Source organism: Exiguobacterium sp. s189, from assembly GCF_018617615.1.
Taxonomy (GTDB): Bacteria; Bacillota; Bacilli; order Exiguobacteriales; family Exiguobacteriaceae; genus Exiguobacterium; species Exiguobacterium aestuarii_A.
Genome location: NZ_JACSKM010000003.1, coordinates 329042 through 354663, shown reverse-complemented (window position 1 = coordinate 354663; position 25622 = coordinate 329042). Strand labels below are relative to the sequence as shown.

General features: G+C 47.7%; 22 protein-coding genes. 3 read left to right on the top strand and 19 right to left on the bottom strand.

Going from position 1 to position 25622, the window contains the following annotated elements; genetic code table 11:
* Positions 1-179: 179 nt before the first annotated feature.
* The 15 genes from coaE to dnaE all read right to left on the bottom strand — a co-directional run bounded on the left by coaE (position 180) and on the right by dnaE (position 19819).
* On the bottom strand, positions 180-785 hold the full coding sequence (gene coaE / locus KNO99_RS06455; RefSeq protein WP_214746475.1) for a dephospho-CoA kinase: 606 nt from the start codon (positions 783-785) through the stop codon (positions 180-182).
* Between the two features lie 12 nt (positions 786-797).
* Positions 798-1625 carry a DNA-formamidopyrimidine glycosylase gene (gene mutM, locus KNO99_RS06450; protein WP_214746472.1) on the bottom strand — a complete coding sequence of 276 codons (828 nt, stop codon included), beginning with the start codon at positions 1623-1625 and terminating at the stop codon, positions 798-800.
* A gap of 21 nt (positions 1626-1646) precedes the next feature.
* Positions 1647-4241 (bottom strand): DNA polymerase I, encoded by a 2595-nt coding sequence (gene polA / locus KNO99_RS06445; protein WP_214746468.1) that lies wholly within the window; start codon positions 4239-4241, stop codon positions 1647-1649.
* Between the two features lie 241 nt (positions 4242-4482).
* A complete protein-coding gene (gene pnpS, locus KNO99_RS06440) occupies positions 4483-6210 on the bottom strand; it encodes a two-component system histidine kinase PnpS (RefSeq protein WP_214746465.1) in 1728 nt (575 codons plus the stop codon).
* Positions 6207-6908 carry a response regulator transcription factor gene (locus tag KNO99_RS06435; RefSeq protein WP_214746462.1) on the bottom strand — a complete coding sequence of 234 codons (702 nt, stop codon included), beginning with the start codon at positions 6906-6908 and terminating at the stop codon, positions 6207-6209. The genes pnpS and KNO99_RS06435 overlap by 4 nt, the downstream gene beginning before the upstream one ends.
* Positions 6909-7089: 181 nt before the next feature.
* Positions 7090-8022 carry a malate dehydrogenase gene (gene mdh / locus KNO99_RS06430; protein WP_214746459.1) on the bottom strand — a complete coding sequence of 311 codons (933 nt, stop codon included), beginning with the start codon at positions 8020-8022 and terminating at the stop codon, positions 7090-7092.
* A gap of 37 nt (positions 8023-8059) precedes the next feature.
* Entirely contained in the window at positions 8060-9328 is a 1269-nt protein-coding gene (gene icd, locus KNO99_RS06425) for an NADP-dependent isocitrate dehydrogenase (protein WP_083600123.1), read from the bottom strand.
* A 99-nt stretch (positions 9329-9427) separates the two neighbouring features.
* Entirely contained in the window at positions 9428-10540 is a 1113-nt protein-coding gene (gene citZ, locus KNO99_RS06420; protein ID WP_214693233.1) for a citrate synthase, read from the bottom strand.
* Positions 10541-10725: 185 nt separating this feature from the next.
* Positions 10726-11190 (bottom strand): DUF441 domain-containing protein, encoded by a 465-nt coding sequence (locus tag KNO99_RS06415; protein WP_074033425.1) that lies wholly within the window; start codon positions 11188-11190, stop codon positions 10726-10728.
* A gap of 67 nt (positions 11191-11257) precedes the next feature.
* A complete protein-coding gene (gene pyk / locus KNO99_RS06410; protein WP_214693235.1) occupies positions 11258-13000 on the bottom strand; it encodes a pyruvate kinase in 1743 nt (580 codons plus the stop codon).
* A gap of 93 nt (positions 13001-13093) precedes the next feature.
* Positions 13094-14062 (bottom strand): 6-phosphofructokinase, encoded by a 969-nt coding sequence (pfkA, locus tag KNO99_RS06405; protein WP_214693237.1) that lies wholly within the window; start codon positions 14060-14062, stop codon positions 13094-13096.
* Between the two features lie 160 nt (positions 14063-14222).
* Positions 14223-15173, bottom strand: a complete 951-nt coding sequence (locus tag KNO99_RS06400) for an acetyl-CoA carboxylase carboxyltransferase subunit alpha (RefSeq protein ID WP_214693239.1) — start codon at positions 15171-15173, stop codon at positions 14223-14225.
* The gene (gene accD, locus KNO99_RS06395; RefSeq protein WP_214746516.1) at positions 15151-16005 is read right to left on the bottom strand and encodes an acetyl-CoA carboxylase, carboxyltransferase subunit beta; all 855 of its coding nucleotides are present in this window, start codon (positions 16003-16005) and stop codon (positions 15151-15153) included. Before accD ends, KNO99_RS06400 begins: the two co-directional genes overlap by 23 nt.
* Positions 16006-16019: 14 nt before the next feature.
* Positions 16020-16574, bottom strand: a complete 555-nt coding sequence (locus KNO99_RS06390; protein WP_214746457.1) for a FadR/GntR family transcriptional regulator — start codon at positions 16572-16574, stop codon at positions 16020-16022.
* A gap of 77 nt (positions 16575-16651) precedes the next feature.
* On the bottom strand, positions 16652-19819 hold the full coding sequence (gene dnaE / locus KNO99_RS06385) for a DNA polymerase III subunit alpha (protein WP_214746454.1): 3168 nt from the start codon (positions 19817-19819) through the stop codon (positions 16652-16654).
* A gap of 102 nt (positions 19820-19921) precedes the next feature.
* On the opposite strand from dnaE, the gene KNO99_RS06380 reads away from it, so the two are divergent.
* Positions 19922-20113, top strand: coding sequence for a YtzJ family protein (locus KNO99_RS06380; protein ID WP_074033430.1), 192 nt, complete (start codon positions 19922-19924; stop codon positions 20111-20113).
* Positions 20114-20129: 16 nt separating this feature from the next.
* Here the strand turns inward: KNO99_RS06380 and KNO99_RS06375 are convergent, their stop codons facing one another.
* The gene (locus KNO99_RS06375; protein ID WP_214746451.1) at positions 20130-21098 is read right to left on the bottom strand and encodes a DHH family phosphoesterase; all 969 of its coding nucleotides are present in this window, start codon (positions 21096-21098) and stop codon (positions 20130-20132) included.
* A 75-nt stretch (positions 21099-21173) separates the two neighbouring features.
* Between KNO99_RS06375 and KNO99_RS06370 the strand changes: the two genes are divergently transcribed.
* Positions 21174-21488, top strand: a complete 315-nt coding sequence (locus KNO99_RS06370; protein WP_251130971.1) for a YtpI family protein — start codon at positions 21174-21176, stop codon at positions 21486-21488.
* A gap of 39 nt (positions 21489-21527) precedes the next feature.
* On the opposite strand, the gene KNO99_RS06365 is transcribed toward KNO99_RS06370, so the two are convergent.
* The gene (locus tag KNO99_RS06365) at positions 21528-22838 is read right to left on the bottom strand and encodes a DRTGG domain-containing protein (protein ID WP_074033433.1); all 1311 of its coding nucleotides are present in this window, start codon (positions 22836-22838) and stop codon (positions 21528-21530) included.
* Positions 22839-23003: 165 nt separating this feature from the next.
* Between KNO99_RS06365 and KNO99_RS06360 the strand changes: the two genes are divergently transcribed.
* Positions 23004-24101, top strand: coding sequence for a M24 family metallopeptidase (locus tag KNO99_RS06360; protein ID WP_214746449.1), 1098 nt, complete (start codon positions 23004-23006; stop codon positions 24099-24101).
* 42 nt (positions 24102-24143) lie between these two features.
* On the opposite strand, the gene KNO99_RS06355 is transcribed toward KNO99_RS06360, so the two are convergent.
* Positions 24144-24866 carry a metallophosphoesterase family protein gene (locus KNO99_RS06355; RefSeq protein ID WP_214746446.1) on the bottom strand — a complete coding sequence of 241 codons (723 nt, stop codon included), beginning with the start codon at positions 24864-24866 and terminating at the stop codon, positions 24144-24146.
* Between the two features lie 11 nt (positions 24867-24877).
* Positions 24878-25603 (bottom strand): SDR family oxidoreductase, encoded by a 726-nt coding sequence (locus KNO99_RS06350; RefSeq protein ID WP_214746444.1) that lies wholly within the window; start codon positions 25601-25603, stop codon positions 24878-24880.
* Positions 25604-25622: the final 19 nt, after the last annotated feature.

The following is a 25622-nucleotide window of genomic DNA, read 5'->3' as shown; positions in this document are numbered from 1 at the left end:
GCAGGCGATGCTTACTTTTGCTGCCATCAACCTGAAAAAGATGGCGCGTTGGATGTGGAAGAACACCCAACGCGCCACCCGAAGGCTCGGTCAGAGCGCCTCATGGCCCAAAATACGACAAAACGCCCGTTTCAGACGAAATGAAACGGGCGTTTTGTCTACAGTCTGAAAGAAGGCGATTATTCGCCTTCTTTTTCTATGGCTTTAAATTGTTCGACTAAGCGGTCGATTTGTGGGGGTAAATCCCCGAGTGAACCGTTGTTATTGACGAGAAAATCGGCCTGATGCTTTTTCTCCTCAATCGGGATTTGAGAGTGAATCCGAGCGAGCGCCTCTTCTTTCGTCAATCCATTTCGCTCCATGAGACGCATCAGTTGAATCTCTTCGCGACAATAGACGACGACAGAATAATCGACGAGGTCGAGCATTGTCCCTTCAAATAAGAGAGGAATATCAAAAATGACGACAGACTCGCCGGATGCTTCATAAGCACGCATCTGTTCCTTCATCTCTTCACGAATCGCTGGATGCATCAGCTGATTGAGATGTTGACGCTTCGTCTCATCATGAAAAATTTCACGCCCTAGCGCGGGACGGTTCAGGACATCGCCGTCAAAACATTTTGGAAATGCCGCTTTTACGCCCTCAATCGCCTTCCCTCCAGGTTCGACGACCGTCCTCGCAATCAAATCGGCATCGATGATCGGAATCCCCTTTTTCCGAAAAAGTCGAGACACCGTGGACTTCCCGGTTGCAATCCCACCCGTCAATCCAATTTTCAACATAACGCCCACTCCTTAACGTTGTTGACAGTGTGGACAATAATGCGTACCACGACCGCCTAGTTTCATCTTTTCAATTTCTTGTCCGCAACGACGACATGGTTCACCGGCTTGTCCGTATACATAAAGTCGTTCTTGGAACGTTCCCGTTGCTCCGTCTGGATTCGTATAACTGCGAATCGTACTACCTCCACGTTCAATGGCCTCATTTAGCACGGCTACCGCTTCAATGCGTACACGCTCCACTTCTTCGTGCGTCAAACTAGCAGCTGGTCGTGTCGGATGCACACCAGCACGAAACAATGTTTCATCTACATAAATATTCCCTAATCCAACGAAGATGGACTGATCGAGAAGCGCCGTCTTGATAGCGCGTGTCTTCATCCGCTCTAGACGCTTATGCAATGCATCAGTTGTCACACGCTCGTCAAACGGTTCATATGCGAGCAGTGACAGTGGCGGTGTCGTATGAACCGCCTCATTCGTCCGCAACTCCATCGTTCCAAACTTCCGCACATCATTATAATGTAGGGTCGATTGGTCCGTGAAGTTGATGACGACATGCGTATGTTTAGCCGGTGCTGTGATTGTCTCATATGGAAAGAACTTCCCTTCCATCCGAAGATGGGAGACGAGATATCCATTCGTTAATTTAAATAAAATAAATTTCCCTCGACGTTCCACATCTGTAATGGTCTCTCCGACCAAATGATGGACCCATTCTTCTGGCTCGAGTCCCCGAATGATTTTAGGGTCAAGCACATCGACAGACTGAATCGTCTTTCCGGAAACGGCAGGTCGTAATCTGCGACAAACCGTTTCGACTTCTGGTAATTCTGGCATACTGATTTCCTTTCTATCTTCTTATTTCGTATCGAACCACGTCGTTCCAACGGCTCCATCCGCACGTAACGGAACATCGAGTGTCACCGTATGTTCCATCGCTTTCGTCACTAATTTTTCTAATGCTTCCATCTCTTCAGCCGGACCTTCAAAAATCAATTCATCATGTACTTGTAACAACAACTTGGATTGAAGTTGCGACGATTGAAGCGCGTGGTCGACGTCAATCATCGCTTTTTTGATGATGTCGGCTGCCGTTCCTTGAATCGGTGTGTTGATGGCCGTACGTTCAGCGAATCCACGCAAGTTGAAATTACGAGAGTGAATGTCCGGGATATTACGACGTCGTTTTAACATCGTCTCGACGAACCCATGTTCACGAGCCCGTTCAATCGCAGCATCCATGAACGTCTTCACTCCCGGGAATTGTTCAAAGTACGTATCAATAAACGTTTGTGCTTCTTTTCGTGTGATACCTAGGTTTTGTGAGAGCCCATAATCACTGATGCCATATATGATTCCGAAGTTGACGGCTTTCGCCTGACGACGCATGAGTGAAGTGACTTCTTCATTTGCGACTTTGAACACGTTCGCCGCCGTCGACGTGTGGATATCCTCATCATGCAAAAAGGCTGCCATCATTTTCTCATCTTGTGACATATGCGCCATGATCCGAAGTTCAATCTGTGAATAGTCGACCGCATAGAGCACCCAGCCCGGCTCGCTTGCGGTAAATGCCTTACGGATACGACGCCCCTCCTCTAATCGGATCGGGATGTTTTGTAAGTTCGGGTTGACCGACGAGAGTCGTCCCGTTTGCGTCAACGTCTGCGTGTACCGAGTATGAATCTTGCCATCTTCCTTCACGACTTTCTGCAATCCTTCTACATAGGTCGACTGTAGTTTCCCGAGTTCACGATAATGCATGATTTTCTCGATGATCGGATGAAGCGGCGCCAACTTCTCAAGGACATCCGCCGCAGTCGAGTAACCCGTCTTTGTCTTTTTAACAGGGGGAAGCGCTAGTTTCTCAAATAGGACGACCCCTAGCTGTTTCGGCGAGTTGATGTTGAACGGTTCGCCGGCCAATTCATGAATCGTTACTTCAAGCGCAGAGAGGCGCTCACGAAGATCTGCCTCCATGTGCTGAAGTGTTTCCACGTTTACATGAATGCCTGCCCATTCCATCTCGGCTAACACTGAGACGAGCGGTTTTTCAAGTGCCTCATATAATTCCGTCTGTTCGTTATCTTTCAGTTCTGAAGTGACACGTTCAAACAGCGTCAAAATCGCATGTGCTTTCTCCGTGAGATGAGAGTGGAAAACTTCCTCATCAGGGACTTTTATTTTTGCGCCTTTCCCATAAACTGCTTCATCTTCTTCAAGAGGGTATGCGAAATGAGAAGCAATCGAGCTGAGTGACGTTCCACCAGATAAATTCAACAAGTATCCGGCAACGAGTAAATCTTCATAACCGCGAAGGGATAGGTGATGTCGCTTCAACTGAATGATTGTCTGTTTAGCATCGAGACAAATCGTCGTCTTCGATTCGTCTTCAATCCATTCCTTGACTCGTGCATCTTGTAACAGTGTCACGTCACCGACGGTCACGCCACGATCTGATGCGATTGCAACCCCAACGATGTCTTCTTCGAAATAGTCATCGTGTAGTTGCTCAAGAAACAGGACCGCTCGAGACAAATCTTGTTCAGAAAGGTCGATGGTTGGCCGTACTTCTTTTTCGACCGTTTCTTCTGTAGAGCTGTCCGCTAATTTACCGATCAACGACTTGAATTGAAGTTCCATGAACAGAGGCTTCACGACAGAAGCATCATAAGGTTTAAAAACGAGATCATCAACGGTCACATTAAGTGGCACGTCTGTATAAATCGTCGCCAACTGTTTTGACATCTTCGCCTCTCGCTCATTGGCTTCCACTTTTTCTTTCTGTTTCCCCTTTAGTTCATCCGTATGTTCGTAAAGGGACTCGACGGTTCCATATGTTGAAATCAACTTGAGCGCCGTCTTTTCCCCGACACCCGGGATACCTGGAATGTTATCCGACTTATCCCCCATCAACCCTTTTAAGTCGATCATCTGAATCGGTTGTAGTCCCTCATAACGTTCCTGGAATGCCGTTTCGTCCATTTTTTCGACATCTGTGATGCCTCGCTTCGTCAAGTAGACGGTCACGCGATTATCAATCAGTTGCAGTAAATCTTTATCTCCTGTCACAATCGTCACTTGATTGTATGATGTATCCTTGGAGAGCGTGCCGATGATATCATCCGCCTCATATTGGTCGAGTTCTAAGACTGAGATGCCGAACGCCCGACAAACGTCACGCACGAGCGGGAACTGTTCGCGTAATTCTCCAGGTGTCTTTTGACGCCCACCTTTATATTCTGCGAACGTATCGTGCCGAAACGTTTTCTTCGATGCATCGAAAGCCACGGCGAAATGAGTCGGTTGTTCATCTTCCATCAATTTCAATAACATCATCGTAAATCCATACACCGCATTCGTATTTCTGCCTGACGCGTCCGACATCGGAGGCAGTGCAAAAAACGCACGATATGTTAAGGAATTCCCATCCAGGACTAGTAATTTATTCATTCAATCGACCTCCATTCTTCTCTTCATTCATCATACCATACGGGTACAAGCGTTCGAAAAAAAAGACCCTTTTCTACGAATAGAAAAGGGCCAAATTCTCGACCGTGTGGAGATGAGCACCGATCGAGTCACGAGATGATGAAGAGGTCTCATTCATAAGAATAGCAAGGTTTTGTAAAGTAAATATGAATGGAATAGCAAGGTTTTGTAAAGTGACTAAGAATCAGCGGTTAAGTGGGATTCAAACCCGCGGGAACGTGATGGTGAACGTCGTCCCTTTGCCCTCGACGCTATCGACATCGATTGTCGCATGATGGAGATCGATGATGTGTTTCACGATAGCAAGACCTAGACCCGTGCCACCTGAATTTCGGCTTCTTGCTTTGTCAACACGATAGAAGCGCTCAAAGATTCGACTGACTTCTTTTTCAGCAATCCCGATTCCATTATCCTTCACGCGTAACTTGTACGCATCCTCATTCGCCTCGACGGAAATCTCGACACGACTTCCTTCCGGAGAATAGTTGATGGCGTTCGCGACGAGGTTCATGATGACTTGTTTCATCCGATTCAAATCGGCCTGTAAGACGGCCGTCCCATGATGCTTCGGCTCTAGATGAATCGACTTTTTGTCCGCTTTCTGACTGAGCAAGAGACATACCTCATCGACGAGCTGGTTCAAGTCGACGGATACCAGTTCCATCTGGAAATCATCACGTTCTAATCTCGACAGCTCAAGCAAATCTTCAACAAGCATCTGCATCCGAGTCGCCTCTTTTTGAATGATGTCTAAGAACTGGTCGCGGAGTTCAGGCACTTCTTTAGCCCCGTCGAGTAATGTCTCACTAAATCCACGAATGGAGGTGAGCGGGGTCTTGAGTTCATGACTGACGTTCGCGACAAAGTCTTTCCGCATCTTCTCGAGTCGCTTCAGCTCCGTGATGTCATTAAATAATAATGTCGTCCCACGAAGCATTCCCGTATCACTGAAAATCGGTGCAGCAGACACCATATACGTTTTCTGATTGAAGCCAGTTCGAATCGACAGCTGACGACGATGAACTTCTTCCGTCAAATACACGTCTTCGATCAGAGTCTCAACATCAGGACTCGGTAACATCCCGTGATAAAATTGTCCGATCGACAAATCATCGTATTGGAACATCTCGCGATACGAACGGTTGACTAATGTGACGATGCCTCGCTCGTCCACGAGAAGGAGCCCTGCCCCCATATATTCGATGAGTGATTCGAGTCGTGCTCGCTGAACCGATTCTCCGAGTGAAATTGACTCCAAATTTCGGGCGAGGACATTGATTGATCCAGCGAGACTTCCGGTTTCCTCGTCATTTCGCAGTTCGTAAACGCGAGCCCGATAATTCCCATCGGCGAGTTCCCGCAAAACGATCGTCGCCTCATCGATCGGTCGTATAAATTGGTTCGTCAGATGCTGAAGGACGAATAGAATGATGAAAAATGAAAAGAAGAGCGCGAGCGCAATCGTTAACCAAATTCGATCATACACGCCTTCAAGGTCTGACACGTAACGGATGAACGTTAAATAGACCGTCTCCCCTGTCGCAAGTTCAATCGGTTTTGTGAACTGAATCAACTCATCTTCGTCTGCTTCACCAAACGTTCCGTCTTCAGGCACCAGACTCGGTTCAATCTTATAATCGATTGACCCGACACGAAACGGCGTCCCGGCGATGACTTCATTCCTGCTATTGAGTAGCAAAATGTCAAAGCTACTCCCGTCATCGATTTGACCGACATATCCTCGAATTTCGTCTAGCTCTCCTCCTTCAAGGTACAAAGCGGCGAGCTGAGCATCCTCTTTCAAGCGGTCACGTTCAGAATCCAAATAAAAATCTTTAAACAGTTGACCGAGCACGATGCCAAGCGTCAAAAGTACGCCCGTGACGAGAAGGATGAGCGTCGTCATGAATCTAGAGCGATACGTCTTCATTCCGAAGTCGGCTCCTCCATTTTATAACCGAGGCCACGAATCGTTTTAATATATGTCGGCTTCTTCGTGACTGGTTCGATTTTTTCACGGAGATGACTGATATGGACATCGACGATTCGCGTGTCACCGACGAAATCGTAATTCCAAATAGCGGATAGCAATTGGTCTCGTGTCAGCACACGTCCTTTATTTTTAGCCAAGTATGCTAACAGTTCAAATTCTTTCGGAGTCAATTCGAGACGTTCGCCTTGTTTGAACACTTCGTAGTTCGAAGCGACAATTTTTACGTCACCGATTTGAATGACATCCTCGTCTACCGCAGTTTCTTGTGGCGCCGAGCGTCTCAGAATCGCTTTGACACGTGCCACGACTTCGCGCGGACTGAACGGTTTCGTCAAATAATCATCTGCACCGAGTTCAAGACCGAGGACTTTATCAAACTCATCGTCTTTTGCTGTTAGCATTAAAATCGGCGTGTTGACTTTTTGTTGACGCAGTCGTTTACACACTTCAAGCCCATCCATTTCCGGAAGCATCAAGTCGAGCACGATTAAGACGGCATCTTTCTTTTCAGCCAATTCCAATCCGGTTTTTCCATCATGCGCAGTCTCCACCTCGAAACCAGCTTGTTCTAAATTAAATTTTAATAACGTCGCAATCGATACTTCATCGTCGACAACAATTACTTTATCAGCCACACTACTTCCTCCTCTTAATCCATCAAATGTCACTCTCTATTTTACAAATCAAAGCTTGAAACGACCAACCTCAAAGCAAATCTTTACAAAAACAAAACAAATCCACTTTTAGTGTAGCATGCACCACATGATGGAAACCGCAAAAAAGTGCTTCCCGCAAGATTGCAGGAAGCACTTTTACTTATAGGACGCCCAATACGGAGCGAACAGAGTCTGCAGATCGCGAAAGCGCCGCTTTCTCTTCATCCGTCAGATCGAGCTCGAGTACTTGCTCAATACCATGTTTTCCAAGAATGGTCGGAACACCTAGATACAAATCGTTAAATCCATACTCGCCTTCTAAATAAGCAATAGCTGGTAAGATTCGACGTTGATCCTTTAAAATCGCCTCAACCATTTCTACGATTGCAGCAGCTGGCGCATAATACGCTGATCCATCACCTAACAGTTGGACGATTTCACCGCCACCTTTTCGTGTCCGCTCGACAATTTGCTCGATTCGCTCATGTGGTATGAGTTTTTCAAGCGGGATGCCACCTGCGTATGAATAACGCACGAGAGGCACCATATCGTCGCCATGTCCACCAAGAACGAATCCAGATACATCTTTGACTGAAACGTTTAACTCTTGTGCGACAAACGTCCGGAAACGAGCCGTATCCAGTACACCAGATTGCCCGATGACGCGTTCTTTCGGGAAACCCGACTCTTTGAACGCCGCATAAGTCATCGCATCTACCGGGTTCGTCAAGACAATCAAAATCGCTTCCGGCGAATAGCGAGCGATTTCTTTGACGACGGAACGCATCACGTTCGCGTTCGTCGCAACGAGATCATCTCGACTCATTCCAGGCTTACGCGCGATTCCCGCCGTGATGACGACGATATCCGAATCAGCCGTATCTGCGTAATCTGATGTTCCGGTAATCCAAGCGTCAAACCCTTGAATTGGTGCTGTTTCTTGCATGTCGAGCGCTTTCCCTTTCGTCGGTCCAACTTTTTCTTCCATATCGAGTAGAACGACATCCCCTAGCTCACGTTGAGCCAGATACAGTGCAGTGGTTGCACCGGTGAAGCCACTTCCAATTACAGAAATTTTGTTACGACGAATCATGAGCTCTCCCCCTCAATTGGCGACTTATTCGTTTGAATTACATGTTTTTGATCAATTCATCCGCGAATTCAGAACACTTCACTTCTGTCGCGCCGTCCATGAGACGTGCGAAGTCATATGTGACAACTTTCGAAGCGATTGTTTTCTCCATTGAGTTGATGATGAGGTCAGCCGCTTCGTTCCAGTTCATGTGGCGGAGCATCATCTCACCAGAAAGGATGACTGAAGATGGGTTTACTTTATCAAGACCTGCGTATTTCGGAGCTGTACCGTGTGTCGCTTCGAAAATTGCATGTCCTGTGATGTAGTTGATGTTCGCACCAGGTGCAATCCCGATTCCACCTACTTGTGCAGCAAGTGCGTCTGAGATGTAGTCTCCGTTCAAGTTCATCGTCGCGACGACATCGAACTCACGTGGGCGTGTCAAGATTTGCTGGAGGAAGATATCAGCGATCGAATCTTTAACGATGATTTTCCCTTCAGCTTCTGCTTTCGACTGAGCTTCGTTCGCAGCTGCTTCGCCAGACTCTTCTTTGATGCGGTCATACTGTGCCCATGTGAACACTTTGTCACCGTATTCAGCTTCAGCGAGTGCATAACCCCAGTTTTTGAATGCGCCTTCTGTGAACTTCATGATGTTCCCTTTGTGTACGAGCGTGACCGATTTGCGGTCGTTCGCAATCGCATATTCGATTGCAGCACGGACGAGACGCTCTGTCCCTTCAGAAGAAACAGGCTTGATACCGATCCCTGATGTCTCTGGGAAACGGATCTTGTTCACGTTCATTTCATCTTGCAAGAATTTGATAAGTTTTTTCACTTCGTCGCTTCCTGACGCGTACTCGATCCCTGCGTAGATATCTTCTGTATTTTCACGGAAGATGACCATGTCTGTATCTTCAGGACGTTTTACTGGTGAAGGAACACCTGTGAAGTAACGAACTGGACGAAGGCATGTGTATAAGTCGAGCTCTTGACGAAGCGCAACGTTCAATGAACGAATTCCACCACCGACCGGTGTCGTAAGTGGTCCTTTGATTGCAATCAAGTACTCGCGAATTTGATCAAGTGTTTCTGTCGGGAGCCACTCACCTTTTTCGTTATAAGCTTTCTCCCCAGCGTATACTTCCATCCATTCGATTTTCTTGTCGCCGCCGTATGCTTTTTCAACTGCAGCATCGAATACACGAACAGCCGCGTTCCAAATATCAGGACCTGTTCCGTCACCGATAATGAATGGTACTGTCGGAACGTTTGGTACGTTCAATACACCGTTTTCAACTGTAATTTTTTGTCCTTGTGTCAACATAATGAATCCCCCTAAGTACATTACTGTAGGTCGACGCGTACGCCGACCTACGTCACTTGTTAGTTTACCAAACTTTTGTCTAAAATGTGTCTCGAATTAACGTTCGTTCACAGGAACATATTTACGGCTTGTTTCACCGACATATTCCGCACGTGGACGAATCAAACGGTTATCCGCATATTGCTCGAGAATGTGCGCAATCCAACCTGACATCCGTGATACGGCGAAGATTGGTGTGAATAAGTCTTCTTCAAGACCGAGCGCATAGTATGTTGATGCCGAGTAGAAGTCGACGTTTGGTTTCAATCCTTTTTCTGTTTCAACGAGATGATCGATTTTCTCAGACATCTCATACCATTTCGGCTCGCCGATTTGAGCAGTCAACTGGCGGCTCATTTCTTTCAAGTGCTTCGCACGTGGGTCGCCGTCTTTATAGACACGGTGACCGAAGCCCATAATTTTTTCTTTGCGTTCGAATTTACCACGTACATATTCTTCAACGCGGTCGACCGAGTCGATCTCATGAAGCATTTTCATAACTGCTTCGTTTGCACCACCATGAAGCGGTCCTTTGAGTGCTCCCATCGCCGCCGTCACACCAGAATACATATCAGAAAGCGTCGCCACACAGACACGGGCTGTGAACGTTGAAGCGTTCAATTCATGGTCTGCATGAAGGATAAGTGCTTTGTCGATTGTCTTCTCTGCGACTTCGCTTGGTTCTTCTCCATTCAACATGTATAAGAAGTTTGCTGCATATGAGAGACCTTCTTTCGGAGCGACAGGTTGCTCGCCTTTACGTAGACGTGCGAATGCCGTCACGATTGTAGCGACTTGAGCTTGGAGACGAATCGCTTTACGCATATTTGCCTCGTCACTCATGTCTTCAGATTCTTCATCATATAGAGCAAGTTGTGAGAGCGCCGTACGAATCGTCGCCATTGCATTCGCTGATTTCGGTGCACGAGCTAACGTATCAATCACTTCTTCTGGCAACGTCGCTTCTTTCACGAGTGCCTCTGAGAGCGCTGTCAATTCCTCTGCATTTGGTAAGCGATCATTCCACAATAAAAATACAACTTCTTCAAATGTGGCGTTGTCCGCTAAATCATCAATGGTATATCCTCCATAAGTCAATTGTCCGTCAATAATTGAGCTGACTTTTGAGGCTGCTGCCACAATACCTTCTAACCCTTTTGTCGTTGACATTCATAACTCCCCCTCAGTCTTGTTTGAAAGTGGTCGACCGTAAAAACAGTCTGTGTATAGGGAATAAGGATACGGGACGGGCTTTTCCCCTGCATTCACCCAGTCTCCGTTTACCCTGTCCTTTATATAGTATAAACAATTTATTGCAAAAAAGAAATGTAAGCGGCTTCAGTTGTCAGAAAATATCAAAACCATTTTTCAATGACTTGATATCCACCTAAAATCAAGGCCGCAATTCCAGCTCCAATCAACGGTCCAACAGGTACGCCTTTCATGAATCCGACCGCTAGAATCGTGCCTGCGAGAAGTGCCGTCGTGACGACCGGGTCGACGCGCATCAATTGAACGCCTTGTGCCGCTGCTAAAGCTACAAATATTCCTGAACCAAATGCAACGATTCCAACTGGGCCACGAATACTATTCCACAATTCTTTAAAACCGATATCACCGGTTGCAATCGGGACGAGTACGGCAATGGTAATAATCGTCACACCCCAATTGATTCCTTTCGATGCAAGTGTCGGAAATAATTGATCACCAAACCCTAATGCTTTGATGATAAGTAACGCACTGCTCGCGATAATGATTGACTGGTTTTGTGCAATGACGCCAATTAGCACCAATAGAATTAAAAATAAATATGCACTCATACGTATTCCTTTCTTCGAACGGAAAAAGAACCGACCTTTGTAGAAGGCCGGTTCGATTGTCGTTCAATTATGCGTTGTAGATTTTACCTGTGAGTGGGTCGATTGAAATCATCTGACCGTCACGAAGTGAAGTTGTGGCTGTATCCACACCTACGATGACTGGCTTACGGAGTGATGGTCCAACGATACCAGCGTGGCTTGTCAATCCGCCGTCTTCCGTGATAATTCCAGCCGCTTTTTCGATGGCAGGCATCATTTCTTTATCTGTGAAAGGCGCGACGAGAATCATGCCGTCTTTCGCTTTCGCGTTTGCTTCTTCCGCATTTTTTGCGACAACGACTTCTCCAACGACACCGCGCTCACCGATTCCACGTCCGTCTGCGAGAGCATGACCGACGATGTGGACTTTCATCATGTTCGTCGTACCAGCTGTCGCTGCAGGAATACCAGCTGAGATGACAACGAGGTCACCGTCAGTGACGAATCCAGCGTGACGTGCTGCTTCTGATGCTTGAACCAACATTTCATCCGTGTTGTTTGGCATCGTCTCAGCAACGATCGGGTATACGCCCCAAACGAGGTTCAATTGACGAGCAACGCGCTCTGATTCAGTGACTGCAATGATGTTCGCTTCTGGACGGTATTTCGCCGTACGAGCCGCTGTGTATCCTGATTGTGTTGGCGTCAAGATCGCTTTCGCGTTCAAGTTGATTGCTGTGTGAGCAACCGCTTGTGAGATTGCATCCGTTACCGTATGCTCACTGCGCTTCTGACGATCTTTCAACAAGTTTTTGTAGTCGAGCATGCGCTCAGTGCGTTCTGCGATTGCAGCTTGCATTTGGACTGACTCGATTGGGTAGTCCCCTGCAGCTGTTTCACCAGAAAGCATGACTGCATCTGTTCCGTCCAAGATCGCGTTTGCTACGTCAGATGCTTCCGCACGTGTCGGACGCGGGTTACGTTGCATCGAGTCGAGCATTTGCGTTGCAGTGATGACCGGCTTACCGAGGTCGTTACACTTCTTGATGAGTTCTTTTTGAACAGGTGTTACTTCTTCTGTCGGGATCTCGATACCGAGGTCACCACGAGCAACCATCAAGCCGTCAGAGATTGCCAAGATTTCTTCGATGTTATCCACACCTTCTTGGTTCTCGATTTTCGGGTAAATCTTGATGTGTGACGCGTTGTGTTTTTCAAGAAGTTGACGAATTTCTACCACGTCAGACGCACGACGTACGAACGATGCTGCGATGACATCGATGTCTTGTGAGATACCGAACTCGATGTCCGAGATATCTTTGTCTGTGAGGGCAGGAAGGTTTACCTTGACGTTTGGCAAGTTAACACCTTTCTTCGTCTTGATGATTCCTTCGTTTTCGATCACGCAACGGAGGTCGCGGTTCGGAAGTTTTTCAACGACACGGAGTCCGATGAGACCGTCGTCGAGCATGATGTGTGAACCGACTTCTACGTCTTCGTAAAGACCTTCATACGTTACAGAGAAACGATCTTTCGTTCCGACGATTTCTTCGCTTGAAACGATTGTGACTTCTTTTCCTTTTTCAAGAAGAGCTTTTCCATCTTCAAACGTATGTGTACGGATTTCTGGACCTTTCGTGTCAAGAAGGACTGTGACCACTTTCCCAGCTGCTTTCGCCGCTTCACGGATGTCACGGATACGTGCACCGTGCTCTTCATAGTCACCGTGTGAGAAGTTGAGACGGGCAACGTTCATTCCAGCTTCAATCATTTCAGGAAGACGCTTCTCAGAAGCCGGTCCAATCGTACATACAATTTTCGTTCTACGCATAATATAAAAACCTCCTAGGGGATATAGTGCAACTTACATACAGAAAACGGGGGGCCATGGACCTGATCCCGTCTCTGCAACTTCTAAAATCAATTAGATTGACAATTGGTTGACGAGGTCAATCAATTGCATATCGATTGTGTGCTTGTTGTGGTCGAGCGCCTCATCGATATCAAGATCCATCATCTGGTTATTACGGATTCCGACGACGCGGCCCGCTTTCCCTTCAAGAAGAATCTCAACAGCGTATGCACCCATACGACTTGCAAGTACACGGTCTGCAGCAGTTGGGGAACCACCACGTTGAATGTGTCCGAGAATCGTAACACGTGTCTCCGAGTTCGTCTTCTCAGCAATCAATTTGCCGATTTCTTCAGCACTTCCGGCACCTTCAGCAACGATGACGATCGAGTGCTTCTTACCGCGGGCAATCCCGTGATTGATACGTTCCACGATTGCATTCAACTCTTCTGGACGTTCTGGGACAAGAATCGACTCCGCACCACCAGCGAGACCAGAATAAAGTGCGATATCACCAGCATCGCGACCCATTACTTCAATCACATACGTACGTTCATGAGATGAAGCTGTGTCACGAATTTTGTCGATTGCGTCAAGCGCTGTATTGAGCGCTGTATCGAAACCGATTGTCGCATCCGTTCCCGGAATATCGTTATCAATCGTACCAGGAAGGCCGATTGTTGGGAATCCGAGTTCCGTTAATTTCTGAGCTCCGCGATAAGAGCCGTCTCCACCGATGACCACGAGGGCATCGATATTGAACTTCTTCAACTGTTCTACTGCTTTTGCACGTCCTTCTTCAGTTCTGAATTCAGGACAGCGTGCAGAGCGAAGGAACGTACCTCCACGTTGAATGATGTCGCCGACTGATCCAAGGTTTAATTCGACTAAATCACCTTCGATTAATCCTTGGTAGCCGTTATACACACCGTACACTTCAAGACCTTCGAAAATCGCTTTTCGGGTCACGGCACGGACAGCAGCGTTCATTCCAGGAGCGTCTCCTCCACTTGTTAATACCGCAATACGTTTTAAATTCACGTCACTCACCTCTTATGTGTTTTAACGAAATCTGAAAATAAAATACCATGTCTGACCTTTGTTTTACAACACAAGTATGTGAAAAAAATGCATAGGGTATCCTACAAAGCAGTCACTTGATGAATGAATAACTCTATATTCAAAGCCATTGTTAACGTTTTCACTCACTAATTGTGCCAATTTGATGATATTTGGTCGCACGTCCTTGAATGAGTTGAGAAGTCGACAGATCGAGCAACTCGTTCATGTGCTGTAATAATACAGGTTTCAAGAGTGATGACTGTAATGACACATCGACATGCGCGCCCCCATACACTTCCCCTACAACTTCATCCACGATCCCTAGGTTGAACAAATCTTGTGCTGTAATTTTCATCGTTTCTGCTGCACGCTCTGCTTGTTTGGCATCTTTCCACAAAAGTGCCGCTGCACCTTCTGGCGAGATGACCGAGTACGTACTATTCTCAAGCATCAACAATCGGTCGCAAACACCAATCCCAAGCGCACCACCAGAACCGCCTTCTCCAATAACGACGGAAACGATCGGTACTTTCAACGTCGCCATTTCAAACAAGTTTCGAGCAATCGCTTCACTTTGACCTCTCTCTTCAGCGGCTTTCCCTGGATAAGCCCCTTTCGTGTCAATGAATGTCAAAATCGGACGGTTGAACTTCTCGGCTTGCTTCATGAAACGTAGTGCTTTTCGGTATCCCTCAGGGTGTGGCATCCCAAAATTCCGCTTCATGTTTTCTTTCGTATTCCGACCACGCTGATGCCCGATGATGGTCACCGGAACACCTTCGAATGTCGCAAGTCCCGATACGATTGCCGCATCATCATACCCGTGTCGATCGCCATGGAGTTCCATGAAATCTGGGAACATGTGATGGATGTAATCGAGTGTTGTCGGACGTTTCGGGTTTCGCGCCAATTGTACGCGATCCCACGGTTTCATATTCCCATAAATATCTTTTTCTAATCGGTCGAGCTTTAACTCCAGGTGACGAATCTCACGTGATAGATCAATCCCTTTTGTTTCGGCTGTCTCACGCAATTTGTTTAGCTGTTCGGTCACTTCTTTGATTGGGTCAAACATGTCGAACACCCCCATCGTGTAATCCGATCATTTTCTTCAAGAACGAACGCATCTGCTCACGATGGATGACCGCATCTAATTGTCCAGACTCGAGTAAGAACTCTGCCGTCTGGAAGTTTTCCGGAAGTTTTTCCCGAATCGTCTGTTCGATGATTCGTCTTCCCGCAAATCCAATAAGCGCACCGGGCTCTGCGACGTTTAAGTCGCCAAGCATCGCAAAACTTGCTGAAACCCCACCTGTCGTCGGATGTGTCAAATAGGCGATGTAGAGAAGACCCGCTTCATCATGTTCTTTTAAAGCGATGGACGTGTTCGCCATTTGCATCAAACTGACCATCCCTTCTTGCATGCGTGCGCCACCTGACGCCGTGAATAAGACAACCGGGAGACGACGTGACGTCGCTTGGCGAACAGCAGAGGCAATCGCTTCCCCTACGTAAGCACCCATCGACCCCATTCGGAATCGAGCATCCATCACGCAAACGACGAGAGGTAGTCCATCGATCGTCGCTTTTCCGCAAACGACCGCTTCTTCAATCCCTGTCCGTTCACGGTCTTTATTCAACTTTTCTTCATAATCAGGAAAATCGAGTGGATTCGCTTTGACGGAAGGTCCCGCAAACCGTTCGAATGAACCTTCATCGACGAGCATGTCGATTCGTTCCTGTGAATGAAGCGGAAAATGGTAGCCACAGTCACATACCTTATGATTTTCGTTTAACTGTTTCGTATAATGCATATATTTACAAGATGGGCACTTCGTCATCAATCCCTGTGGAGCGTCAATTTTTGGTTCTCGTTGACGCAACGGCATATATCGTTTCGGTTTCTTGAAAAAAGCAGTCATCGCTTCCCCCTCGTTCATTCCGGCATCCCCATTCCACGCCACGTCTCGACAAAACGTTTACGTTCTTCGAGCGTATATAACTCCCCAACATCTAGTCCTTCAAAAAATCGGTTCACTTCGCTCCAAATCCTGATGAACAACTCATTCTTCAATTGAAAAATGAGTTGCTGACGAAACGTTCGATCCTCTTCGATCACTGCCTCTAATTGAGCTAGTCGCTCCTTCGTCGGCTCTACTTCCGAAAACGCCATTCGCTCTAACAGTTTGAGCATTTCGATGATATCGGTCGCTTTCGTCTGTTTCGTGACGATGAACTCCGACAAAATCTCGATGTAGCGATGTCGGTCCTGTTCACATAGGAAAGTACCCCCGCCGCGCCTTGTCTCGACGATCCCTAAAAAGCTCAATGCGCGTAATGCTTCTCGAACGGAGGCACGACTAATGGCTAGCGTCTCCGCAAGTTCACGTTCGGATGGAAGCCGGTCTCCCGGGACCAACGAAGATTGGACAATTAATTTTCGTATCTTTGAAATATTCTCGTGAAATGTGGATGCGTGTTTTTCATGCATCTGACCGTTCAACTCCCTTATTTGGATCACTTATCAATTTTAAGTGGTCAGACCAATTAGTGCGATTATATCACTTTTTAGGACTTGGTACTAGTTTCTGGACCAACCATTTTATGATCGATTCGTTTTAACACAACATTTTCTTCTCCGAATCGTCTTTTCGCCTCTGCGACGTACTCCTCGTTCGGGTTGATTGAAAAAGCGGATGCCAGTTGTTTCACTTCTTTTGAATCCGTGAACCGACAGACGACCGGAACGTCACCCTGTGCACGCTGAATCCAGTCTTCTAGTTCAGAGAATCGATCTAACGTGAGCCTTACGAACAAAGCTTGACCATGTAATGGGCGCACACGTTCGACAATCAATTGTTTACGTCCATCCCGTTCGTTCGAATGAACTTCAAGCAATAAAATGTTACCCACATAGAGGGAGCGACTGAATTGAGCGAAGGTTCTAGGAAAGACGACGACTTCTTCTTGTGTCATCCCATCATCCACCATCATGACACCCATTCGTTCTTGTTTTTTCGTCATGAACGTACGCACGTCATCCACATACACGACTACATACCCGTTCGTCCCCTGCATAACGTCTTCAATCGTGGAAGGCTCGATGCCCACGTCAGGAATCGACGTAAGCGGAGAGTGCACAACCCATGTCCCGAGTGCTTCCCGCTCTTCTTCAGACCAGTTTGGCTCTTTCGCTTTTTTCTGCTTAAGCCCGAGTGATGACAGTTCATCTGGTAAGAAGTGCGTGCCGGCCTCTTCACGTAAACGTTCGACTGCTCCAAACGCACTCGTCCGGTCACCGTGATACATACGGTCAAGCGCCCCAGCTCCTAGCAAACGTCTTAACTTCAGTTGATCTTTATTCTTCCATTCCATCGCTTCCTGAAGAGTTCGGACGTCTTTCAGCTGTCCGTTCAGCTCGATGAGTCGTTCGACGTCTCGTTTCGTCAGTCCTTGAATCGCTTTAAGCCCAAGACGGACGCCAGGACCTTCGAGTATCGCTTCTGCATGCCCGTGCAATACGTCGGGCGGATACACAGGGATTTTGTCTTTACGCAATAGTCTCACGAGTTGACTGGTCTTCTCCGACGTCACGACATGGAAGACACGTGGATAATGCGCTTTGACGTAAGCCAATCGATAACTGATCAAACTGTAAGCGACCGCATGAGAACGGTTAAACCCATACCCTGCAAACTTTTCAATCCAAGAGAAGATTTGCGACAAGACATCTCGGTTATTTCCTTCAGATTGACGTAAAAACCGCTCTCGTTCTCTTTCAATCGTACCGGTATCTTTTTTGGCAATCGCTCGTCTGACCAAATCAGCCTCGGCATACGAATATCCACCCAGTTTTCGAAGAAGTCGCATGACCTGTTCTTGATAGACGAGCACACCATACGTCGACTTCATGATTTCTTCGACGTCCGGGTGAATCGGTTGATACGGCATCCCATGTTTTCGTTTTGCATACGTTTCAATAAACTGCATCGGCCCTGGTCGATAGAGCGACATCGTCACGACGATATCCTCAAACTCCGTCGGCTTGACTTGACGCAGCGCCTGTTTCATACCAGACGACTCAAATTGGAAGATCCCGTCCGTCTCTCCTCTTGCTAATAATCGGTACGTCCGGGCGTCATGTAAAGGAATGGTCTTCAAGGAGAACATCGCGTCACTCTCGCGGACCAATTCCTCCATTTGACGAAGGCGACTCAAGTTTCGGAGCCCGAGCAAATCAATTTTGAGTAGCCCGATTTCTTCCAAATCCTTCATATTATATTGGGTTACATGCTCATCAAGTTCAGGTTGGAGCGGTGTCACGTCTTCAATCGGCTGACGACTGAGTACAACCCCAGCAGCGTGTACAGATGATTGACGCGGCAACCCTTCTAGCTGTTTCGCAATCCGAATCAACTGTTGACGCTTCTGGCTACCTGCGAACCATTTCATCTGCTTAGGATTCGCCATCAACTCGTCCAACCCACCTGATTTCACTTGTTTACTTGCAGCCTGCCCCTCTTCTAACGTCATGCCGAGCGCCCTCGCGACGTCACGGATGGCCGCCTTTGCCCCAAAGGTTGCGAGTGTACCAATTTGCGCCGCATGAGCCTCCCCATATTTCGATAGCACGTATGAAACGACTTCTTCCCGACGCTCATCTTCAAAATCTAAGTCAATATCCGGCATCGAGACGCGTTCCGGATTGAGGAACCGTTCAAATAGGAGACCATAGCGAACTGGGTCGACTTCTGTAATGTGCAGTGCAAAACTGACGAGCGATCCGGCCGCCGACCCCCGACCTGGACCGACCTCGATCCCGGACTCACGGGCGAAGCGGATGATATCTTCGACAATCAGGAAATACGAAGAAAACCCGGTTTTGGCAATGACGTCGAGCTCAAACTTCGCTCGACCGATATACGGCTCTTTCATCAGTTCCATCGCTTTTAACCGTTCACCGACCAGCCGCTTCAACTTTTGATCAGCATCCGGTAACTCTGGAATCGCGCCTTCCGCTTGTGGAAGATGCTCGAGTTGAATCAGTGCATCAAATCGCTCAAGCTCGCCTAATTCTTCTGAAGTAAACCAGTCGTTCATCTCGCTTGGTAGCCGGACATGCAGACCTTTTTGACGTACATCTTCCTCTGACATCACTTCGCCTTCTCGAATGGCAGAGATTGCCCGGAAACCCTCCACATCTTCAGGTCGCATATATCTCGTTTCAGGGACCGGAATCAGTTGGACGGCGAGTTCTTCTTTCATCATGCGAAGTTGCTTTAACAGTTGTACCTGTTCTGTCGTCTGCGGTGCCGGGAGACCGAGCCATAGTCTGTTCTCGTCTACAAAAGACAGCAGTTGATGATAAAGACGACGTCGATGGACCGGGTCGCTCGCTTTCCAGTTTTCCGGTAGGACAATGAGGGGCATCGTCGTACGTTCATCGATCCCGCCTTCCTTGATGGTTCGGTATTGCTCTTGTAGTTCTGCTTCGTTCGATGCATAAGCAAGTACCGACACATCGAGCCCGTCTAGTCGAAGGACGGTTCTCAGTCCGATGAGCGGCTTCACCCCATAGCGTTTGCAGTAGGATAGAAACGACGGCACACCATAAAAGGCATCGTCTGCGATGGCGACCGCGCGACTGCCTCGCTCTGTCATCTGCATCACATATTGTTCTAGTCGAATCGTGCTTTGTAGTAAGCTATAAGCAGTTCTGACATTAAGATGAATCATCTTCGTCCTCCTCTCTATTTAATGATATTGTCAAACTCAATTCTCCACTTCTCTGATACAATAATTATAGACAAAACTCACGACAAAAGGGGGCAAAAGCGTATGATTATCAATCGGGGACAAATTGCGCGCGATAAGTTAGAAAAATTACAGAACGGTCAAACCGTCTTTGCGGACAGTCCTGAAATCATCGACCGACTTCGAAAGTATATTGCAGAATATCAACTCGACGTCGTCGAAGATGTGACCGACCGCGGCACATGGTTTATCCCACAAGAAAACGGAGACAAATGAAGAGAGCTGACCGCGGTCAGCTCTCTTCATTTTCTTCAAACGTGAACTCTCCTGCCACTTCATTCAAAGCAGCAATAACGTCATCCATTTCATCCCACGTATCAATCGTGGCACCTGACGCCATCGGATGGCCACCACCACGGTAACGCTTCGCCACTTCATTGATGACAGGTCCTTTCGACCGAATCCGGACACGAATCTCTTCTTTGTTTTCGACAAACATGACCCAACATTTCAATCCTTCGAGGCCAGAGAAGCTATTGACGAGTTGCGATGCCGCTTCCGGGGACGCATGGAACGTCCGGAGCACATCTTTATCAATCTTCACATACCCGACGCCTTCTTCTGTGACATTGACGTGCTGTAACACGTACCCTTGTAACTGTAGCGTTGCTAAGTTGGTCTTATACATGTGTCGGTACAGTTTGTTCGTATCGATGCCTTTGTCAATCAATCTCGAAGCAATCTCAAACGTACGTGCCGTGGCATTCCGGAACTGGAAGCGCCCCGTGTCACCTACGATACCGGCATATAATAAGAAGGCCGCTTCTTGATCGATCGGATAATCCCAAATGTTCGCCAACTCCACAATCATCTCGGACGTCGAACTGACCGTGGTGTCCACGATTTGTGTCATCGCATACGGGTCTTCATCAGGGTGATGGTCGATTTTAATGATTGTTTTTCCTTTTAACGCATATGGTCCATCGATTCGTTCCTGATTCGCTGTATCTAGAATCAAAACGAGCGCTTCCTTATACATTTCTTCCTCAACGTGTTCCATCTTTCCTAAAAATTCAAGATCGGGCACCATACCGCCGACTACATAGATCTTTTTATCCGGATGAACCGACTTTAAAATACGTTGGAGCCCGAGCTGGCTCCCCAATGCATCCGGGTCTGGTCTGACATGTCGATGAATAAATATGGTGTCAGCCGCCTCGATTTCTGTTTTGATTGAATCCGCTTTCGCCCATGCCCACATGATGATTCCTCACTTTCTTACACACTATTATGGTATGATGATAACAGATTACGAGAAAGAAAGGGGTTCCTTCACTTGCAACTTGTCATGATTGGACTCATTTTGTTCGCGCTCGGAGCGTACCTTGTCTTCAAGCGTCGTGCTTTTTTGACAAAGACGCCAAACCGTAAAGCCTTGTTCAATACACAAGCTTTAATCTGGTTAAGCTTATTCCTCGCGCTATTCGCCGCGAACCAAATGGTTGGTGGATTCGGTTTAAATTCATCGGTCGGTTGGATTGTCAGTATCGTCATGTTGATCGTCGGCTTAGGCAATGCGGTCGTTGGATTTATCCGTTACCGGAAAATCTATCCGCTCGCCGCAGAAGAACCGACGAATACGCCTTCATAAAAAGAGCACCCGCTACTCATGTAGCCGGTGCTCTTTTCGTTACCGATCAATCAACTGTGCCGTGACAAGCGCCTTGGCGACAAGTTGTGTACCTTGTGTCATTTCTACGTCGACTTTCCCGAACTTCCGCCCAAGATCGAAGACGTTTGCCGACACTCGAATCTGACTCTCAATCTGAATCGGTTTCATGAAGTAGACGGTGATGTTCTCGACCACCAAATCCCCTTTTTTCATATGACGCAGACTGCGCGTCGCCCCTTCGACTAACAAAGTCGTCAACACACCTGATGACGCGGTCCCCATATGGCTCGTCATTTGCGGAGCAACCTCGACAGTGAACGCCGTACCGTTCGACGCGGGATCTTCTTTCAATTGGTTCGTGATCATGTTGTCGAACGTTTCTCCGACTTGCGGCTGACGATTCGCAAGCTGCAACGCCTTCAACACATCTTGACGACTGATGATTCCGAGCAAGCGACCATAATTATCGACGACAGGGAGCATCTCAATCCCTTCCCATACCATCTGGTGCGCAGCGTTGGTCACGCTCGTCTGAACGCCGACCGTAATCGGGCTCTTTGTCATGACTTTCTCGATATCATAGTCGTGCGATTTGTCGATGACATCTTTCGCAGTGATCACCCCGACCACCTTCATCTGCTCATCGATGACCGGATAACGATTATGCTTCGTCCGCTCATTCAATTCGTGCCAACGTTTCACCGTGTCATCCGATTTCAAATAAAACGTGTCATGAAGCGGAATGACAATGTCTGAGACAAGAAGAATCTCTTTCTTGATAAGTCGATCATAGATGGCCCGGTTAATCATTGTTGCGACGGTAAAGCTATCGTAAGAAGTCGAGATGACGGGCATATCATACTTATCCGCCATTCGTTTCACTTCATCCGTCGTATCAAATCCCCCTGTAATCAACACGGCCCCGCCGGACTGCAAGACGAGTTCATGCGCCTTCTCCCGGTTTCCGATGATGACGAGTGAATCGACATCGATATAACGCATCATCGCTTCCAATTTCATGGCCCCGATGACAAATTTAGATAACGTCTTATGCAAACCATTTCGTCCACCCAACACTTGTCCGTCGACGATATTGACGACTTCGGCAAATGTCAGCTTCTCAATATTCTCTTTTTGTTTACGCTTGATCCGAATCGTCCCTACACGCTCGATGGTAGAGACGAAGCCCAGGTTCTCAGCTTCTTTAATGGCCCGATAAGCCGTACCTTCTGATACAGCTAATTCTTTGGCAATTTGGCGGACCGAAATTTTTGACCCAACATCGAGTGACTCGATATGTGCTATGATCTGTTCATGTTTTGTGGTCATACGCGGAGTCCCTTCTCTCAATACATTTTCTACTCTTTCTAGTATACTGTATCAGTCAAACTTGTTCAAACTGTACTAATCAGATTGCAACATTTCCTTTCTGTTTTCGAAACAGCTATAATAGACGAGTAGTCAACGTAAGAGTGAGAAGGGAAGGGATTCATCTTGAATCAACGCACCAATCAAATTGCACAATCTTTAGCGACGAAAGGATTAGACGCGGCATTCGTCACGTCAAAGGCATCTGTATTTTACTTCTCGGGAGTATACGCAGAAGCACACGAGCGGCTGATTGCCATCCTCGTCCTAAAGAATGGGACAACTGCCATCATTTGTCCTGCCCTTGAAAAAGGAATTGTCGAAGCGAGTGACTGGTCAGGTGAAATCGTGACGTACATGGACCACGAGAATCCATGGGATAAAATCGTCAAGTTGTTCCTCGATAACCAAATCGTTCCTGAGCGTATCGGGATTGAAGGCGAGCATTTGACATTCAATCGTGTCGAGCAACTCCGCGCTGGTTTTGCCGGATTGTCGATTATCGATTTGACAGACGAACTCCAAACGTTACGCATGATCAAATCACCGGATGAAGTACGTACAATGAAACGCGCCGCTGAACTTGCAGACATGGCAATCGAAGCAGGAATTCGTTCACTTCGTGAAGGCGTGACCGAGCTCGAAGTCATCGCGGACATTGAATATGCGATGAAACAACAAGGCGTTCGTGAAATGTCATTCGACACACTCGTATTGTTCGGTGAAAACAGCGCTGACCCTCACGGTGTACCAGGCAACAACCGTTTGAAGAAAGGCGATTTCGCCTTGTTCGACCTCGGTGTCGTCTGGCAAGGGTATTGCTCGGATATCACTCGAACGGTCGTCTTCGGTGAAGCGAGTACGAAACAACGTGAAATTTACGAAACGGTATTACAAGCAGAAGAAGCAGCGATCGAGATGGCGAACGTTGGTACGACGCTCGGAGCGATTGATATCGCAGCCCGTCAAGTCATCACGTCCGCTGGATACGGTGAGTACTTCACGCACCGTATCGGTCATGGAATCGGAATCGAAGTTCATGAACATCCATCGATGGCGGCGAACAATGACATGACAGCTCAAGTCGGGATGACGTTTACGGTCGAACCAGGTATTTATCTACCGGGCGTAGGTGGTGTCCGCATCGAAGATGACCTCGTCATGACAGAGAGCGGTCCGATTACGTTGACGAGCTATCCGAAAACACTTCAAGAGATTCAATAAGAAAAAGGTGGGGTCCAAGGACCTCACCTTTTTACGCACTCTTCAATAGAACAATCGGAACATGACGTCGCGTTGCGGAACTTCATAACGTTCCATTTTTTCTAGAAATGTTCGCTTGTCATAAGGCACAGCCCGCACATCAATCTGCATCCTGTTTTCCCCGTCTGACAAAATCGCGAACCGCGCAAGTTCATCTCGTGCGACACCGAGCGCACCTGGATTGACGTACCGCTTCTTCTCGTCTTGGAATAGGTGAACCGGGTGGTGATGCCCAAATAAGATGACATCCCCATCGTATTCTCCATACAACCGTTGCATGTTTTCAAGTGTCGGCTCGAGAATATCATGGAATGGTTCTTCGACGATGGTGGCTTGACGCTTTTCGCTTGGGATGTGGTAATGGATGCCGAATGCCTTTTGACTAGCCAACTCACCCGTGATCGTTCGCGGAAGAGACTCAAGGACATCCACATATCTAGATTGAAGATGACGCGCGACCCACTCATGATGCGGTCGCGTATGCGCATAACTTTCTGGATGACCTTGTCCGGCTAGTAGCGAAACGACCGCTTCATCATGATTACCTGAAATCATGTGTGCCCCGCGGTCAATCAATCGCTCCATGACCGCGTTTGAGTCCGGCCCCATCGCAATCATGTCACCGAGTGACCAGATGATGTCGACCTGCTCTGTATCTAGCGCATGAAGGACTGCCTCTAGCGCCTCTAGATTTCCGTGAACGTCAGTCACAACCCCAATCTTCATCGCTCTCCCCCTCACTTTCGATACTGATGGACCACGTTGACCCCGCCGGTCACATCGATGACGGCGCCCGTAATCATATCTGATTCCTCATGTAATAGGAAGGAAATGAGTCGTGCGATATCCTCTCCAGTTCCGTGTCGTCCGACTGGAGTCCCTTCATCGATTTCCGCCTCCTCGATACGCATCTCTTTTTGAGATCCGACGATGTTTCCTGGATTGACCATGTTTGCCGTAATCCCAAAAGGCGCTTCCTCAAGAGCGACCGATTTCGTCAAACTGACGAGTGCCGTTTTTGCTGCCGCAAACGCTGAACGGTGAATCCATCCGGGAGCCGATGCACTTTCCGGAAACCCGTATGAGATGATGCGCCCGAAACGATTCGAGCGCATCGAAGGAATCGCGCGACGCATCAACCAAAACGAGGCAGACAGGTTACCTGTCACCACTTCATCCCACTCCTCATCCGTCAATTCGACGAGCGGTTTCCGTTCAAAAATGTATGGACCCGCATTTAAAATCAAAGCATTCGGTTCACCAAATCGCTCGACCGCTTCCTCATAGGCCGAGAGCAGCTGTTTGCGATCCGTCAACCCTGCCTCGATCATATGTATCCGCTCATGTTCCCAATCAATCGGATTCCGCTGTAGAATACTGACGTGCCATCCATCTTGCAAAAGACGCTCTGTCACGACACGGCCAATCCCTTTCGCACCAGAAGTAATCATTACATGTTTCATCGTCCAACCTCCTCCGCCT